Genomic DNA, 16,531 nt, shown 5'->3' with positions numbered 1-16,531 from the left:
AACGGAGAGCATCGATGCATTGTCCCTTTTGCGGAACGCAAGACACCAAAGTGATAGATTCTCGTTTGGTTGCGGACGGCGCATCGGTTCGCCGGCGTCGTGAGTGCAACCACTGTAAAGAGCGCTTCACCACGTTTGAAACTGCCGAGCTTATTATGCCGCGGGTGATTAAATCTGATGGTAGCCGGGAACCGTTTAACGAAGACAAGTTACGTAACGGCTTGCTACGAGCGTTAGAAAAACGTCCGGTTAGTCTAGAATTAATGGAACAGGCAATAAACAGAATCAAGTCAGCGATTCGAGCTACCGGTGAGCGTGAAATTAGTAGCGATTTTGTTGGTAACCAGGTTATGGATAACTTAAAACAATTGGATAAAGTGGCTTACGTTCGGTTTGCCTCTGTTTATCGTTCGTTCGAAGATATCCGCGAGTTTGGAGAGGAAATTGCCCGCCTCAATGACTAGTTCTGAGCAAGCTAGAATCGATCATTTGATGATGCACCAGGCCTTGCAGTTAGCGCGCAAAGGGGTTCTTACTACTGCGCCAAACCCTGCTGTAGGGTGCGTGCTGACAAAAAATAATCAGATTGTTGGTAGCGGCTGGCATCAGCGTGCTGGCGCTGCTCACGCCGAAGTAAATGCAATAGCCGACGCGGGCGATGCAGCCGTTGGTGCCACAGCTTACGTTACGCTTGAACCCTGTAGCCACTTTGGACGTACTCCTCCCTGTGTTAACGCATTAATTGACGCTAAAATTGCACGAGTTGTAGTGGCGATGCAGGATCCAAACCCACAAGTGGCAGGCAACGGTATTTCCCGTTTGCGGGATGCTGGTATTGAGGTTGATGTTGGGGTATTGGAGTCGGCAGCAGCTAACTTGAATCCTGGCTTTATTCATCGAATGATGACTCAGCTGCCCTGGGTTCGAGTGAAATTAGCCGCTTCTATGGACGCTCGCACGGCCTTAGCGAACGGTCAAAGCCAATGGATAACATCGCCTCAGTCTCGTGCTGATGTTCAATACTGGCGAGCTCACTCAGACGCTATATTGTCCGGGGCTGACACTGTTCTTGCTGATAACCCACGGTTAACAGTTCGGGCGGCTCAATGGCCTGAATCGCGGCCAATACCGACGCAATTAAAACAGCCGGTGCGTATTATTATCGATAGTCAGAATCGTATTCATGACGAGTTATCGTTGTTTGATGAATTAAGCCCAGTTTGGCTAATTCGTACCCAGGAGACTGATGCCAGCCGCCACCCACATTGTCATCAGGTTATCGTAAAAGCCGCTGAAAATGGCAAAGTGGACCTACACGATATGCTGGTGGAGCTGGCGCTCCGCGAAATAAACCTTATCTGGACTGAGTGCGGCGCTACGTTGGCCGGAGTGTTACTGCAGCAGCAGTTGGTTAATGAACTGTATCTTTATCAGTCCAGCCAGTTACTTGGCCATCAGGCGAGAGCTATGCTGGAGTTATCAGAGCTGACAATTTTGCAGCAAGCGCAGCAGATACAAGTGACTGATTGGCGGCAAGTAGGTAATGATCGTCGAATTATTGGTGTACCGATGCCACAACAAATAAAAGGTTAGCTATGGGTTTACATACCACAGAAGAGATTATTGAAGATATCAGTCAGGGGAAAATGGTGATCCTGATGGACGATGAGGATCGCGAGAACGAGGGCGATCTGATTATTGCTGCGGATACCGTGACGCCGGAAGCGATCAACTTCATGGCGCGTTATGGCAGAGGTTTGATTTGTCTAACGCTGACTGAGCAACGTTGTAAGCAGTTAAGTTTACCGCTGATGGTGGATAAGAATAATGCGCCTTACGCGACCAACTTTACCGTATCAATTGAAGCAGCCGAAGGCGTAACAACTGGAATTTCAGCCGCTGACCGTGCAAAAACCGTAAAAGACGCGGTGGCAAAAAATGCAAAGCCAGAAGATTTAGTAATGCCGGGACATATTTTTCCTTTAAAAGCGAAATCGGGTGGTGTTTTAAATCGTGCCGGACACACAGAGGCAGGCTGCGATCTGGCTCGGTTAGCAGGCTTTGAACCCGCAGCGGTGATTGTCGAAATACTTAACGAAGATGGGACTATGGCTCGTCGTCCGGATCTGGAAAAGTTTGCGGCTCAGCATGACATCAAAATAGGCACCATCGCTGATCTTATTGAATACCGTTCAATGAAAGAAAAAACCGTGGTAAGAGTTGCCGAATGTCGATTGCCCACCAGCTTTGGTGAATTTCAGTTAATTACTTATCAGGACTCGATTGACCAACAAGTGCACCATGCACTGGTGCATGGTGATATCGATGAACGTAATGAAACCAATGTTCGGGTACATTTGCAGGATACCTTTCATGACAGCTTGCTAACTGAACGAGCCGCGAAACGCAGTTGGCCAATTTATAAAGCGATGCAGTACTTAGCCAATAACGATGGTGTGTTAGTGCTAATCGGTCGCCAGCAAACTCCCGCTGATATTATTGCGCAAGTTAAAGAGTTTGAAGCAGAGGATCATGGCGAGCATAAACCAACAGCATCGGCATCTAATGTATCAAGGAATGTGGGCGTTGGTTCACAGATACTGGCTGATTTGGGCGTTCATAAAATGAACCTTATGAGCTCACCGAAGCGCTATTCGGCACTTTCCGGGTTTGGTCTGGAAGTGGTTGGTTTTATAGAAGATAAGTGATTGGTATGCGCAGTTAGCTAATTAAGCTAGCTGTTTAACCACCCAGTGGTGCATCGGCACATTAATATTGTGCTGCTGCGCCTGGCGTAAAATAAAGCCATTCATAGCATCAATTTCGGTGGGGCGGTTATTCTCAACGTCGACCAGCATTGAAGAACGATTGTTGGCAGTGGCTGCTATAACCCTCTCTACCGATTGTTGTGCGGATTCAAACTCAAACTGGTGCTCGCAGGCACTGGCCACCTTTATAAACTCCTCAATCAAAGCCTGTTTCTGTTGACCGTATTGCTGCTCTGCAAGTTCTCCGTTGGTTATTCGGTAAATGGCGGTTAGCGGGTTAATAACACAGTTAATCAATAACTTTTGCCAGCGTCGCTGCTCAATATCGGTAACTAAAGTTATCGGTGCAAAGCTATCGTCCATTATTTTTGTGATGTGTTCAGGTAACGCTTTGGGCTGATTGATCGCGGTGCTTGCTAACCAACTTTCGCCCTTACCATTTTGGTCTATATTACGACCGCTGCGATTTGCCGCATGAGTTGTGATGAGCGGAAAAAGCGGTCGCTCAGTGGTTACCGATACAATCCCATTGTGACTAATAATAACCGGACAATCGGTAGCAATAGCCAGCTCATCCAACTGTTTGAGAGCTGCGTTAAGCTGGTACGATTTAACCGCCAAAATAACCGCGTCAGGTTGCCACTGGTGTTGATAGGTGGGGGTTGTGAACCGTTGTTGAACGGCGCTATCGCGCAGCGTCCAATGCACGCTTGACGAAGCGGCCGCCGACATTGTTTTAAAGGCGACCTGTTGCTGTTGGCGTATTAACCCGGCAGCTATTAACCCACTGATAGCACCAGGTCCAAAAACAAGCCATTGATAACTGTTAGTCTGCATCACGTTCAGGGCTGTTTCGCATTGACTCTAAGTCCGTTAGCGGGCGTCGAATAAACCATAAAAATACCAGGCTGGGTATCACCATTAGTGCGGTTAGTAAAAAGAACAGTGCCCAGCTACCGTCCAGGGCATCAACCATAACTCCGCTATAAGAAGATAGCAGGGTACGCCCAAGTGTTCCTAATGATGCCATTAGTGCGTACTGAGATGCGGTAAATGTTCGGTTACAGAGAAGACTAATAAAGGCAACAAAAGCTACGGTTGACCAGGCACTGGTAAATCCGTCAATAATAACAGCACTTAAAAATAATGATTCGCTGGGTCCGACTAACGCGATCCAGGAGAACATTAAATTGGAGGCAGCCATGGCGATACCACCGAATAATAAGCCTTTGACAATACCGACGCGTAAATTGACAGCACTACCCAGTAGCGCGAATAAAATGGTGACCCACCAGGTCACGAGTTTAGAGTAAGTGCCTATTTCTTCGTTGCTGAAACCAATCTCTTTATAAAATACGATCGACATTCGGCCTAAAAACGCTTCACCAATCTTAAACAGGAAAATAAATACCAATACCGATACCGCGAAGCGAACGCCGCTACGGGTAAAAAATTCGCGAATTGGAGCGACAACTATTTCGTTGATTCTTCCAACAATGTTCGTTGTAGCTGAAGCCGGACTGAACTCCTGATGATAGGTTGATTTGCGTACCACCAGAACAATACAGGCAATAGCTAACATCAGTAGTCCCAATACCCAGTATGCGTCCTGCCACAGCCATTCATTGCTATCGACAATAAAAAACGGAATGGCGCCCATGCCGGCATAACCGGTCCACCAGCCGGCAGTGGCCATTGCAGCTCCGGCACTTTGTAAGCGGCCCTCGGAGACGGCAAATGACTCAATCCGATAAGCATCAATGGCAATATCCTGCGTGGCAGAACTGACGGCAATGGCCATTGCCAATAAACCGACGAGGTGGAGATTGTCTATGACGGACAATTGTGACAGTGAAAAGCAGGCCGCAACAATCAGCAGCTGACAGAGTAAAATCCAGCTACGTCTTTGTCCGAGCCAGCGCGTCAAAAGAGGGATTTTGCAGCCATCGATCAGCGGTGACCATAAAAAATTAATCGAGTAGGCACCAAAGACTGCGCCAAAATAGCCAATCACCGAGCGAGTGAGCCCGGCTTCTTGCAACCAGGCGGACAAAGCAGAGCCAATCATTACCCAGGGAAAGCCACTGGCGACCCCTAGAATAAATATCACTAACACTCTGGGCTGGGCATAAACTCGCAGATCTTGCCAAAAGCTGGGGGAATTTGGCATTAGTCGGCGGGAACCACTTCAACGCGCTTTAAAATTGGAGGTTTGGCCGGAACATCGCGCCACCCGGTTTTATCGTCGAACGGCATTGATTCTAGTTTAGCTAGCGCTTCCAGCACCTCTATCCCCTCGACCACTCGACCGAAAACCGTGTAACCCCAGTCGCCATTATCAGGGTTTAGCGATTTGTTGTCGTTCAGGTTGAAGAAAAACTGTCGGGTAGCGGAATGTGGCTCACGTTCCCGGGCCATAGCAATAGTGCCGTACTCGTTGAGTAAACCATTACCGGCCTCGTTCACCACTTTCCCGTAACTAGGCTTTGCTTGAAAATCTTTATCATAGCCGCCCCCTTGAATAACAAAGTCGGGAACCAGGCGGTGAAAAATTGTACCGTTGTATTGGGCTTTCTTAACATAACGAAAAAAATTCTTTACTGTTATCGGTGCCGCTTCGCGATTCAGTTCTACCGTTATATCTCCCTCAGAGGTGACCAATACAACTCGTGGAAAAGGATTGTCTGGCTGAATTTGAGCATGACTAACGGGGCTCAATAAAAAGGGTGTAATAGCAGTCAACAAAAACAAAACTGTCGATTTAATCCAGGCGTTTGCCATTAGTTATTCTCCTGCCGATTTATTCGTAACTTTGGATCGTTGCTAATATCAGATAATACTGACCGCAATAACTGTGTAAACTCTCGTTCAATAACGGCCTCATCAGGCTGGCCAACACCAGTCGACTGCATACGGCCACGGTAACTGTTACTGTAACTTCGATTAGCCTGTTGTGCCTGAACCCTTATTACAATAGTGTGCTCGAGCTGGTATTTTAAACCACTTAATGTTGCTTCTACCAACCCTTGCTCAAGACTGACGTACCATTTAAGCCCCATACCACTCTCTGTTTCGCTAACTAAGTTTTGCAACGATTCGGCAATGATGTCTGTTAGCGGTTGTTGTGGTGAAGCAAACTGTGCTTTGTCTTGGTTGCGCTTTACTCGGTAGAGATAAGCATGAGTCCGCTGATCTTGCACCTTGATATTGGCAACTTTAGCTGATAGCGAATCATCTATCGTCACTGGTGCAATCAGCAACGGATCTGGCGCACTTTGGCAGGCCCCTAAAAGTAGCGTAAAACAGCTTGCCAGCATCACTGACTTAACACATCGGATCATTAGCAATCCTCCAACACGATCATTCAACTAAATAACAATCGTGCTATCATACGGTAAAAGAGGGTTGTGCTTAAACGCTTTAACTTTGTTTTTACCCAAGTTAACGTAACAAGTGCAGATAACTGCAGAAGTAATAAGGTTTAGCCGTGAATAAATACGCAGAAATTACCGGATGGGGCAAATGTTTGCCTCCGGCAGTGATGACAAACGATGATTTAGCCACTTTTTTGGACACGTCCGACGAATGGATTGTTTCCCGAACCGGCATTTCTGAAAGACGAGTTAGTCACGTAGGAACCTCAAAGTTGGCGACTATCGCGGCGAAAAATGCCTTGGCAGCAGCAGATCTTGACCCTGCTAGCATCGACTTAATTATTGTTGGAACCTGTACCCCGGACGAAATAATTCCTAATGTTGCCTCGGCCGTGCAACGTGATATTGGTGCTAAAGATGCGGCGGCGTTTGACTTAAATGCGGCTTGTAGCAGCTTTCTTTATGCCATGCATATGGCAACACAGGCAATTCGTACCGGTGCTCATCAACGCGTGTTGCTGATTGGCGCTGAAAGGTTAACTCGTATTTTAGACTGGACCAAGCGTGAAAGTGCTGTGTTATTCGGCGATGGCGCAGGCGCTATGGTATTACAGGCGTCTGATAAAGAAACCGGCCTACTAGCTAGCCATATTAGTTGTGACGCCGATGCGCGTGACGTATTGAGTCTGGACTTTGGGCTGAGCTTTGACCGTTTTGGATTCGACGGAATTATGCAATTCGACTTCGTTGGTCAGGAAATATTTAAACGAGCGGTTAAAGGTATGAATGCCGCCGTAGAAAATGTATTCCAGCAGACCGGCTTAACCACCGATGATATAGATGCGTTGATACCGCACCAGGCTAATAAACGGTTAATCGATTATCTGGGCAAATTGTGCAAGGTACCCAGTGAAAAAACCGTTATCAATATCCAAAAATATGGCAACACCTCTTCAGCAACCTTGCCGATAGCGTTTGCAGAAGCGGCTGATAACGGCACCATTAAACCGGGCGACAAGATTATGTCGGCGGTGTTTGGTGGTGGACTAACCTGTGGAGCCGGGCTGATCCAGTGGGGTGAGCGAGTAACACCGAAGCAGGATAACCAGTTGCAGCTCGAACCCGGGGATAAATCGGCGCTTGAATTGATCCGGCCATTGCATGAACAAACGGCAGCAGCCTGGCGCAAACGTGAAGTCTGATTAAAAAGCTGATAACCTCGCTTGTAAGGTGGTACAACCAGTTGCAAGCGAGGATTAAATGTCAGAACAACACGTAGAGCTTATCCAACAAGACGGTATTGTTCGTATTCGTCTAAACCGACCTGAGAAGAAAAACGCGTTTACGCAAGCGATGTATGACACTTGCGAGCAAGCGTTGTCAGACGCTGATAAAGACGAATCGGTAGCTGTGGTAATTTTTGAGAGTAGCGGTGATAGCTTTTCTTCAGGGAACGATCTTAATGATTTTCTGGCCGTTGAAAATTTAGATGAAACGGCACCGCCTTTCCGTTTTTTACACACCTTAAATCGTGTCAATGTTCCCATCGTGGCCAAAGTTAATGGCCTTGCTATTGGCATTGGTACTACGCTACTGCTTCACTGTGACTTGGTTTATGCGAGTGAGGAAGCATTATTTGCGTTGCCGTTTGTTAAGCTTGGGTTGCTCCCGGAAGCGGCGTCGAGCCTATTGTTGCCTCGGTTGTGTGGGCATCAGCTCGCTTCCGAGTTGCTACTGTTAGGTGATAATTTCACCGCAGAAAAAGCCCAGCAGTTAGGATTGGTTAATGCGGTTTTACCTGCTGAGCAGCTAACTAAACATGTAGACGGCGTTTTAGAAAAACTCTCGTCGCAGTCACGCCAAGCTTTGCGTACCAGCAAAAAGCTGATAAAAGCACCGCAACAAACGGTAGCTGAGCGAATTAGTCACGAGGCCGGCTACTTTGCTAAAGCACTCAGTTCTGATGCCGCCAGACAGGCTATTGCGGCTAAGCTGAAGAAAAAGTAAGCAGTCATCAGTTAGGTACTTGTAACGCAACGGCGAGTGCGCCATAATGCGCTCGCTTATTCGTAAGCGTTATGGTGACTCTGCGGGTCCCCTCGCAACGCTAACTGGCGAACCCGGTCAGGCCCGGAAGGGAGCAGCCGTAGTCAGGGATGTGTGTGCCGGGGTGTGGCTGGTGGAGTCGCCACCCATCTTTTTACTATCTCTTGTATTAATTCCAGATATGATATGCAGCGCGAAGTAACTGCGCGTGCGCTCTGATCAGCCGCTCTAAATTGCGTTGATAACCGCCCCCAATAACGGCAGCTAAACTGATATTATTGCGTCGGGCAACATTTAGTACTAAATGATCGCGTTTATATAAGCCATTCAAACTGATCGATAAATGGCCCAGTTCATCCTGCCGATAAATATCAACTCCAGCGTCGTATAAAATCAAATCTGGTTGGGATTGCTTTATTGCGCTGTCCAGCGTTTGTTCAACAACCTGTAAGTAATGTTCGTCTGTGGTGCCTTTAGCAAGCTCGATATCTATATCAGAGCGAGATTTCGTAAAGGGAAAGTTTTTTTCGCCGTGAATTGAGCAGGTAGTAACGCGTGGCTGGTTCTCGAACAGCGTGGCAGTGCCGTCACCCTGATGCACATCAGTGTCAAAAATCAGCACCCGGGCGCTACCATTTTCGTCAACTATTTGTTGGGCAGCCAGCGCAAGGTCATTAACGATACAAAAGCCACTTCCCCAGTCATGGTGAGCATGATGGTAGCCCCCGGAAAAATGGATGGCACAACCTTCGGTTAGAGCCAGTTGTGCTGTCTGGCATGTGCCTGCAGCCGAAGTCAGGGTGCGTAACAATAATTGCTCTGACCAGGGAAAGCCGACGCGACGCCAGCGTGACTTTTCGATCCGATTATTCACTAGTTCGTCGATGTAATGTTGCGCATGAACCGACCTGACTTGCTGCCAATTGAGTGGTGAAGGCGTAAACCATTGCGAACTTTTGGCGCCATGCTGGTCTGCCCATTGTTTTAGCATACGATATTTTTGTATTGGATAGCGGTGGCGAGCAGGTAAATCTAGTTGACTGTAGCGAGAATGATAAACAAAAGGTACCGGCATTAACGTCCCTCTTCGTGCCGTTGAATTTTATGTTCAAGGTCGATAATTGCTTGTTGGCATCTATTCAGCCTTTTTTCCTGCTGCTGTGCGGCTTCGGTATCTTGCTGCTGTTGCAGGCTTTCTACCCGCTGCTGTAGGCGGTGCTCATAATCACGGTAAGTGACTAGTTGTTGGTGTAAAGCGGCCAAGTGTGATTGTCGACTTAATCGACGATCTTTACCTTCTACGGGCAATGAACTCCCATTTAGAGCGGTGGTCAAAGCTAACAGCTGTTGACTGATTTGCTCAGCAAGAAAGTCTTTAGCATTGGTGTTTTGCGTACTTTGCAGCTGTTTCCACAAGCTTTGCGTCTCAGCAACGTAGTCAATCGCTAGGCTTGAGCGGCATTTAAACAGTCCGGCAGAAAACCATTGTTCGCTTAACTGTCGCGCGCGACGACGATTTTGCTGATCAAGTTGTTCAGCTTGTTGTGTCAGAGTGGACAAAATGTTGTCAAGTTGTTGCAAAAGGATAACGCCTTGCTAGGTAATGATTGCCAAGAGGTTTTATAGTAACCGTGCTAAGCGGCGAAACAAAGCGATCTTTACAATCGACATAGCAATAACGCAAAGATGTTTAAATTACGTTGAAATTTGTAACAGCCTGTTGTCCGCCGATCAAAAAGTGATACTATGCAGGTAGGAGTAGTATCCCGAAGTAGGCATTCAAAGCTGTCGCCTGAGTCGGGAATGTTACAAAATTAAAATGACAGGATGTCGTTTAATGACTGCTCTTATACTGAGAAAAATGCAATGAAACGACTCGTTTCACGGCTGTTATAACGCAGTTGACTTTGGCGGTAGTCAGGTTGACAGCGTATAGCCATCGTGGGAATATTCGTGAGTTATTGCTTAGTTGTAAGAGACAGGCAAGAGTTGGATTTGATCTTTTCGTCACTCAAAAACTGGTGTTTCGCGCTATTAAGCGTCGGAGCGAAAGTTAATCAAAATTGGTTGGGAACTATGACCAAAGTAATCAAGAGAACCAAACTCGCTGCAGCCCTAATGGGCGTGATGGCGTTTGCTGGCACCAGCGTAGCTGCTGCTCAGCAAGTTGATGTAGCTAAGCTGCAGAACGAAGAACAGAAGATTCTGAATGCTCAAGAGCAATCTCAAGAGAAGATTAATTCTCTGTTTGAGCAAAGTCAGGACCTATTAATCGAGTATCGCTCAGTTGTTGCAGAGTATGAGAACCTAAAGGTCTACAACGACCACGTCGCTAAACTGGTTGCAGACCAGCAAGCAACGATCGACTCTCTGCAAAGACAAATTAATGGTATCGAAGAGACCAAGCAAGGTGTCGTGCCATTGATGTATGAGATGATCGACTCGCTGGAAGAGTTTGTTAAACTCGATTTGCCTATCCATAAAGAGAAGCGTTTAGAACGCGTTGAGCGTCTGCGCACCATTATGGAAAACGCTAACGTTTCCACGTCGGAGAAATTCCGTCAGATCATCGAAGCGTACCAAACTGAAATGGACTACGGGTCAGGCTTGATTTCTTATCAAGGCAACCTGAATGTTGATGGTCAGGAAATGGCAGTTGATTTCTTCCACATGGGCCGTGTGGCTTTCTTAGCTCAGTCTTTGGATCTAAAAAATGCTTGGATCTATAACAACGAGACAAACGAGTGGACAGAATTGGAAGATGAGTTCCTAAATCCTCTAACTACGGCGATTCGTATGTCGCGTAAGCAAACTGCTTACGATCTGGTGAAACTTCCAGTATTCGCAGCGGAGAGTGCAGAATGAAAAATTTAGTTAAATCGTTAATGATTGCAGCAGCAGTCAGCCTTTCTGCAGGTACGACTCTCGCTGCCAATGCGCAAAGCGCAAATGATACCGAAGCAAAAAGCTTGGAAGAGCTGCTGCAGTTGGTAGAACGTAATCGTATCTCGTCTCGTCAGCTGAGCGCTGAACGAGAGCGTGAATTTACCGAAGCTCGTGCTGATAAACAAGCACTGCTGAATCAAGCTAAGCAACAGCTTAGCGATGAGAAAGCACGTGGTAAGCGTTTACAGAACCAGTTTTCTGAGAACGAAATTACCTTAGCGAATAAAGAGCAAGAGCTTGAAAACGCGAAAGGTACGCTGGGTGAAATGTTCGGTGTTGTTCGTGGTGCTGCATCAGAGACTATCGGCCGTATCGGCACGTCGATCATCAGCTCACAGTATCCAGGTCGTGAAGATGTTCTGGAAAGCTTAGCAGAGGCTAAGGAACTACCAACATTGGCCGAACTAGAAGAGCTTTGGATGGCATTGCTGACCGAAATGGTTCAACAAGGCAAAGTTGTTCAGTTTGACGCAGATGTCTATCAGTTAGATGGCGGCGTTGAGAACAAGCAAGTAACTCGAGTGGGTGTCTTTAACCTAATGTCGGGTGGTAACTACTTGATCTACAACGATAGTAGTGAGCAAATCCAGCCGCTTGGCCGTCAGCCAGAAGGCTTTATCACTAGCCAAACTGAAACCTTTACCGAAACTGAAAGCGGCTACGAAGGTGTTTACCTTGATCCGTCGCGTGGCCAAATCTTGGGTCTGTTAACTCAGAAAGCAACGCTTGAAGAGCGTTATCACCAAGGTGGCACAGTTGGTTATGTAATTACTGTTGTATTAATTATTGGTTTGATTATCGCAGTTTATAAGCTGGTTACTCTTACTGCCGTTGGCGGCAAGATGCGTTCACAGCTTAAGAACATTGATAATCCTTCAGACAAAAACCCACTGGGTCGTGTACTGAAAGTTTACCAAGAGAACAAGAACAGCGATGCTGAAAACCTTGAGCTGAAACTGGATGAAGCAATTCTGAAAGAAACGCCTAAGATCGAAAGTGGCATTAACGTTGTGAAAATCTTTGCAGCCATCGCGCCGCTATTGGGTCTATTGGGTACGGTTGTTGGTATGATTGGTACCTTCCAGTCAATTACCTTGTTCGGTACCGGTGATCCGAAGATCATGGCAGGCGATATCTCAATGGCGTTGGTAACAACGGCTATGGGTCTAATTGCAGCTATTCCATTGATTTTGGCTCACAGTATTGTGGCAGGTCGCAGCAAGTCTATCGTTCACCTACTGGATGAACAGGCTGCTGGTATCGTAGCTGCTCACTCGGAGAAGGAGTAATCCCATGCTTTACCTGATGGAACTTTGGGAATCTGTCAGGGATTTTATTGCGACCGGTGGCGATGTTTTATACATCGTCATGGCGGTACTCTTTCTCATGTGGGTACTGATGATTGAGCGTTATTGGTTCCTCTCAGGCGTATTCCCTAAAATTCGTAGTAAAATTATTACGAATTGGGATGCGCGGAAAGATACCACCTCATGGTACGCACATAGAATCCGTGAAGCATGGATTTCCGAAGCTAACGATAAACTGAATGCACGTATTCTGTTGATTAAAACCTGTGTTGCTTTATGCCCACTTGTTGGGTTGTTAGGTACTGTGACCGGTATGATTACGGTATTTGAAATCATGGCAGTGCAGGGTACGGGTAACCCCCGTTTGATGGCGTCCGGTATCTCGATGGCGACTATCCCGACAATGGCGGGAATGGTTGCAGCATTATCGGGAATGTTTTTCGCAACTCGCCTTGAAAGCAAGGTTCGTCGCGCGAAACAAAGCCTGGTCGACAGTCTGCCACATCACTAAGAGAGTAAAATTATGGCACGTAATCGTAATCGTGAAGAGGAAGATGCGGCGATTGACATGACGCCGATGCTAGACATCGTCTTCATAATGTTGATCTTCTTTATCGTGACAACCTCTTTTGTTAAAGAAGCTGGTATTCAGGTGAATAAACCTGAAGCTAACCAAGCTAACAAGGAGCCTTCAGCTAACATCTTTATCGCTATTCGCGATACCGGTGAAGTCTGGATGGATAAACGCCAAGTTGACGTTAAGCGCGTGGCAGCAAACCTTGAACGGATGCTGGCCGAGCAGCCAACTGATTTGGTGGTTATTCAGGCAGATAAAGAAGCTGAGCATGGTCGCGTTGTCGAAGTTATGGACCAGATTAAGGAAGCGGGTATCGATAAGATATCCATAGCAGCGGAGAATAACTAATATGGTGCGCTTTTTAGTATCTTTACTACTAGGTGCGGCCGTTACGTTTGCTCTGTTTGCTTTTATGGCTTACTTAATCGGCGGGGGGGCGAAGAGTAACGAAGCTCCGCCTCCAACGCCGGTCATTGACATCGTAACGTCGCCGCCTGACGCAGATGTTCAGGAACGGCAGAGAACGCCGCCGCCACCACCACCGCCGCCCGAGCAGCCGCCTGAGACGCCACAGTCTGAGCCGGATACAAATGACTCAGGTGGTATGAACATGAACATGGGTTTTGATGTTGATGTTGGTGGAGCGGATACGGGATTATCCGGTCCTGGCAACATGATGAACCAAGATGGCGAGGCTACGCCTATTGTTCGAATTGAACCTCGTTATCCACCAGCAGCTGCCCGTAACGGCACTGAAGGTTGGGTGCAATTAAGGTTTACGATCGATAAGCAAGGTGGCGTAACTGACATCGAAGTAATTGACTCTGAACCTCGTCGAGTATTTGATCGTGAGGCCCGCCGTGCGTTGATGCGGTGGAAGTACAAGCCTAAGATCGTCGATGGTAAGCCTATCCGTCAGGAAGGTATGACCGTTCAGCTCGACTTTAATATGGATGGGCAATAAGAAATGAAAGCAGCAATGAAGACATTTGTTAGTGCCCTTGCCTTTGCCTCTGTGTTGGTAGCTGTTCCAGCTACCGCACAGGATCTCGGTTTCGAGATCCCAAGCAAAGAAACCGTAAAAGCACAGAAGGAAAATCGTGATAACCAGGCCGCCAGTCAAGGTGTGGGTCGGGCGATTATGGATGCCTTTGAGCTGTACGAGCAAGAGCAATTAAAAGAAGCGATCGCGGTATTAGAAGAAGAGTACCCGGAAGTCGATGGTGGCTACGACAAAGCCTACATGGGTCGGTTTTTAGGTACTCTTTATGCTCAGGATGAGCAGCTTGACCGCGCACTTCCGATATTAAAAGCCGCGGCAGATGCTGACGTGCTTGGTTGGAATGACCAAGCTGCATCGCTTAAATTAGCCGGTCAACTGGCGTTGCAAGATGAGCAGTATGAGAACTCAATCGATTATCTTGTGCGTTGGATCAAGTTCACTGGTGAAAAAGATCCGCAGATCTTCATGTTTATTGCTAACGCGTATTATCAGCAGAAAGAGTTTGAAAAAATCGTTCCGTTTGCACGCGCAGCATTAAATAATGCAGATGAACCAAATAAGAACGTCTATACCTTGTTAATGGCCTCTTACTATGAGCGCAAGATGTATTCACAAGCGATAGAGATTCTTGAAGAAGGTTTGAATAGGTTGCCAGAAGTCTCTCAATGGTGGACTCAGTTAGCTCAGTTTTACATGATTGAGGAAAACCTTGAGAAAGCGCTTGCGACGATAGAGATTGCCTATTTGGCGGATTACCTTGATAAAGAAGACCAGTTCAAAATGTTGGTCCAGCTTTATGATAATGAAGGTATTCCCTACAAAGCAGCAGTAACTATGGCCAAGCATATTGATAGCGGTGATATTGAAGCTACCGCTAAAAATATGGCGACCGCGGCTAACAGCTTTCACCGTGCGAAAGAATTCGCAGAAGCGGTAAACTGGTATGAGCGAGCCGCTGCAGCAACTGACGACGCTGAAGACAAAGGTGAGTACCTGCGTAAACAGGGTAGTTTATTGTTGCAGAATGAACAGTACATTGCGGCTGCAACACCGTTGCGAGAAGCGCTCGACTACCTGGAAGGTAACGATCAGGGACGTGTTTACATGTCGCTGGCAGAAGCTTACTTCTACGGTGGAGAATATCGTGAAGCTATGCGTTACGTTAACCGTGCAGCAGAATTTGACGGCCAACGACGCAGTGCACGTAGCTGGAGAGGTTATATCCAGTCAACGGCGAAACGCAAAGGTGTGGATCTCTAAGCTAATAGAGTAAAGCTAACCTGTTTAAAAAGACTCTACCAGCTTGCTGGCAGGGTCTTTTTTTATTTTCATGGGATTTGTTAATTAGTTTTTTATCGAGTATGATCAGCGCCGTGATTTTTACGAGGAGTTAATCATGGCAGTAGAGAACCAAAAAGATCCTTCAGGTTTTCCTTTTCTATTAGTTGGCCTAGTGCTGTTCATAGCAATTAGTTGTTTACCGCTGGTGCTGCGTTTCGTGCAGTTATTTACTGCCTGAAGTCCCAAGTATTTCCCACTTAAATTTAGGGTGAATGACAGGTATGTCAGTCTCGTTGCTCGTTGTCGAGGATAAAGACAAAACCTTACAGCAAGTACTTAACTTACTGGAGCCGTTACAATTTAAAGTAACCACAGCCACAGACGGCTTAGATGGATTGAGTAAAGCTAAAGATAGTTTTTTCGACATGGTTTTAGTCGATCATAAAATGCCGGTTATGGATGGCATTAGTTTGATAAAAAGCCTAAGAGATCTTGTTGACTATCAAGAGCAACCTATATTCTTTATGACGACTCAAGAGCTTACGGAAATAGAACCGAGAGCGCTGAAGGCGGGTGCTACTGCGTGTTTTAGTAAGCCCTTGAATGCAAACGTGGTAGAGACATTACGTTCGTATATGGCTCGTTCGGTTGCATAAAAATTGGCCCTAATTTAAAGGCTCAAAAGATGACTCCAGACCAGTTAAAAAAGACTATCGGTGCCATTCCCGATTATCCAAAGCCTGGCATAACCTTCCGTGATATTACGCCGTTGTTGCAGGATAGAGAGGCTTTTGCCGCTGCAATTGATTTATTTGCTGAACGCTACAGAGACTCAGGAATTACTCAGATTGCAGCGATAGAAGCACGCGGTTTTATCTTTGGCGCGGCTTTAGCAAAACAAATTGGTTGTGGTGTCACTTTGCTTCGTAAACCTGGAAAATTACCAGGCGCAACTGTTTCGCAAAGTTATCAGCTGGAATACGGAGAAGATAGCTTAGAAATGCGGGCCGATTCATTGAACTCTAATGATAACGTTTTGATAGTAGATGATTTGCTGGCAACGGGCGGCACAGCCGAAGCAGCAGCAATACTGATTAAAAAAGCTAAAGCTGTAATCGTAGAGGCAGCCTTTCTAGTTAGCTTAAATGACTTACCCGGCGAACAAAAATTGCAGCAACAGGGTGTTGCATGCTATACCTTGTGTCGTTTTTAATGATTCAGGAATAAGC

Annotated in this window: 20 protein-coding genes and 1 other RNA gene; 15 read left to right on the top strand and 6 right to left on the bottom strand. The window is 46.7% G+C overall.

Going from position 1 to position 16,531, the window contains the following annotated elements:
- Nucleotides 1-14: 14 nt before the first annotated feature.
- From nrdR to ribBA, 3 genes are read left to right on the top strand one after another with little or no spacing between them, the layout of a single operon-like run.
- Nucleotides 15-464, top strand: coding sequence for a transcriptional regulator NrdR (gene nrdR, locus CWI81_RS06250; RefSeq protein ID WP_126784399.1), 450 nt, complete (start codon nt 15-17; stop codon nt 462-464).
- A complete protein-coding gene (ribD, locus tag CWI81_RS06245) occupies nt 457-1,593 on the top strand; it encodes a bifunctional diaminohydroxyphosphoribosylaminopyrimidine deaminase/5-amino-6-(5-phosphoribosylamino)uracil reductase RibD (RefSeq protein WP_126784398.1) in 1,137 nt (378 codons plus the stop codon). Before nrdR ends, ribD begins: the two co-directional genes overlap by 8 nt.
- 2 nt (nt 1,594-1,595) lie before the next feature.
- Nucleotides 1,596-2,708: a bifunctional 3,4-dihydroxy-2-butanone-4-phosphate synthase/GTP cyclohydrolase II gene (ribBA, locus tag CWI81_RS06240; protein ID WP_126784397.1), complete on the top strand. Its 1,113-nt coding sequence runs from the start codon at nt 1,596-1,598 to the stop codon at nt 2,706-2,708.
- Nucleotides 2,709-2,729: 21 nt separating this feature from the next.
- On the opposite strand, the gene CWI81_RS06235 is transcribed toward ribBA, so the two are convergent.
- Genes CWI81_RS06235 through CWI81_RS06220 form a run of 4 tightly spaced genes read right to left on the bottom strand, consistent with a single transcriptional unit; the run spans nt 2,730 to nt 6,109 of the window.
- Nucleotides 2,730-3,605, bottom strand: a complete 876-nt coding sequence (locus CWI81_RS06235; protein ID WP_241970372.1) for a ketopantoate reductase family protein — start codon at nt 3,603-3,605, stop codon at nt 2,730-2,732.
- Nucleotides 3,595-4,938 carry an AmpG family muropeptide MFS transporter gene (locus CWI81_RS06230; RefSeq protein ID WP_126784395.1) on the bottom strand — a complete coding sequence of 448 codons (1,344 nt, stop codon included), beginning with the start codon at nt 4,936-4,938 and terminating at the stop codon, nt 3,595-3,597. The genes CWI81_RS06235 and CWI81_RS06230 overlap by 11 nt, the downstream gene beginning before the upstream one ends.
- Nucleotides 4,938-5,549, bottom strand: coding sequence for a peptidylprolyl isomerase (locus CWI81_RS06225; protein ID WP_126784394.1), 612 nt, complete (start codon nt 5,547-5,549; stop codon nt 4,938-4,940). Before CWI81_RS06225 ends, CWI81_RS06230 begins: the two co-directional genes overlap by 1 nt.
- Nucleotides 5,549-6,109, bottom strand: coding sequence for a YajG family lipoprotein (locus CWI81_RS06220; protein WP_126784393.1), 561 nt, complete (start codon nt 6,107-6,109; stop codon nt 5,549-5,551). Before CWI81_RS06220 ends, CWI81_RS06225 begins: the two co-directional genes overlap by 1 nt.
- Before the next feature lie 146 nt (nt 6,110-6,255).
- On the opposite strand from CWI81_RS06220, the gene CWI81_RS06215 reads away from it, so the two are divergent.
- The 3 genes from CWI81_RS06215 to ffs all read left to right on the top strand — a co-directional run bounded on the left by CWI81_RS06215 (nt 6,256) and on the right by ffs (nt 8,327).
- The gene (locus CWI81_RS06215; RefSeq protein WP_126784392.1) at nt 6,256-7,344 is read left to right on the top strand and encodes a ketoacyl-ACP synthase III; all 1,089 of its coding nucleotides are present in this window, start codon (nt 6,256-6,258) and stop codon (nt 7,342-7,344) included.
- A 58-nt stretch (nt 7,345-7,402) separates the two neighbouring features.
- On the top strand, nt 7,403-8,149 hold the full coding sequence (locus CWI81_RS06210; RefSeq protein ID WP_126784391.1) for an enoyl-CoA hydratase: 747 nt from the start codon (nt 7,403-7,405) through the stop codon (nt 8,147-8,149).
- 81 nt (nt 8,150-8,230) lie between these two features.
- Nucleotides 8,231-8,327: signal recognition particle sRNA small type (gene ffs / locus CWI81_RS06205), an RNA gene on the top strand.
- A 30-nt stretch (nt 8,328-8,357) separates the two neighbouring features.
- Here the strand turns inward: ffs and CWI81_RS06200 are convergent.
- Both CWI81_RS06200 and priC read right to left on the bottom strand, forming a co-directional pair.
- Complete coding sequence (locus tag CWI81_RS06200) at nt 8,358-9,263, bottom strand: histone deacetylase family protein (protein ID WP_126784390.1); 906 nt, start codon at nt 9,261-9,263, stop codon at nt 8,358-8,360.
- On the bottom strand, nt 9,263-9,769 hold the full coding sequence (gene priC, locus CWI81_RS06195; RefSeq protein WP_157983296.1) for a primosomal replication protein PriC: 507 nt from the start codon (nt 9,767-9,769) through the stop codon (nt 9,263-9,265). Before priC ends, CWI81_RS06200 begins: the two co-directional genes overlap by 1 nt.
- Before the next feature lie 495 nt (nt 9,770-10,264).
- On the opposite strand from priC, the gene CWI81_RS06190 reads away from it, so the two are divergent.
- The 9 genes from CWI81_RS06190 to CWI81_RS06155 all read left to right on the top strand — a co-directional run bounded on the left by CWI81_RS06190 (nt 10,265) and on the right by CWI81_RS06155 (nt 16,515).
- Nucleotides 10,265-11,053, top strand: a complete 789-nt coding sequence (locus CWI81_RS06190; protein WP_126784388.1) for a DUF3450 domain-containing protein — start codon at nt 10,265-10,267, stop codon at nt 11,051-11,053.
- Nucleotides 11,050-12,423 (top strand): MotA/TolQ/ExbB proton channel family protein, encoded by a 1,374-nt coding sequence (locus CWI81_RS06185; RefSeq protein ID WP_126784387.1) that lies wholly within the window; start codon nt 11,050-11,052, stop codon nt 12,421-12,423. Before CWI81_RS06190 ends, CWI81_RS06185 begins: the two co-directional genes overlap by 4 nt.
- A gap of 4 nt (nt 12,424-12,427) precedes the next feature.
- Entirely contained in the window at nt 12,428-12,952 is a 525-nt protein-coding gene (locus tag CWI81_RS06180; RefSeq protein ID WP_126784386.1) for a MotA/TolQ/ExbB proton channel family protein, read from the top strand.
- A 12-nt stretch (nt 12,953-12,964) separates the two neighbouring features.
- On the top strand, nt 12,965-13,366 hold the full coding sequence (locus tag CWI81_RS06175; protein ID WP_126784385.1) for an ExbD/TolR family protein: 402 nt from the start codon (nt 12,965-12,967) through the stop codon (nt 13,364-13,366).
- A gap of 1 nt (nt 13,367) precedes the next feature.
- On the top strand, nt 13,368-13,982 hold the full coding sequence (locus CWI81_RS06170; protein ID WP_126784384.1) for an energy transducer TonB: 615 nt from the start codon (nt 13,368-13,370) through the stop codon (nt 13,980-13,982).
- Between the two features lie 3 nt (nt 13,983-13,985).
- Nucleotides 13,986-15,281, top strand: coding sequence for a tetratricopeptide repeat protein (locus tag CWI81_RS06165; protein ID WP_126784383.1), 1,296 nt, complete (start codon nt 13,986-13,988; stop codon nt 15,279-15,281).
- Between the two features lie 136 nt (nt 15,282-15,417).
- Nucleotides 15,418-15,540: a hypothetical protein gene (locus tag CWI81_RS12870; protein ID WP_276567838.1), complete on the top strand. Its 123-nt coding sequence runs from the start codon at nt 15,418-15,420 to the stop codon at nt 15,538-15,540.
- Nucleotides 15,541-15,583: 43 nt separating this feature from the next.
- Nucleotides 15,584-15,958, top strand: a complete 375-nt coding sequence (locus CWI81_RS06160; RefSeq protein ID WP_126784382.1) for a response regulator — start codon at nt 15,584-15,586, stop codon at nt 15,956-15,958.
- Nucleotides 15,959-15,987: 29 nt separating this feature from the next.
- Nucleotides 15,988-16,515, top strand: a complete 528-nt coding sequence (locus CWI81_RS06155; RefSeq protein WP_126784381.1) for an adenine phosphoribosyltransferase — start codon at nt 15,988-15,990, stop codon at nt 16,513-16,515.
- Nucleotides 16,516-16,531 lie beyond the last annotated feature (16 nt).

The sequence above is a fragment of the Idiomarina seosinensis genome, from assembly GCF_003987275.1.
Classification (GTDB): domain Bacteria; phylum Pseudomonadota; class Gammaproteobacteria; order Enterobacterales; family Alteromonadaceae; genus Idiomarina; species Idiomarina seosinensis.
This window is presented reverse-complemented; position numbering and strand designations above follow the sequence as displayed.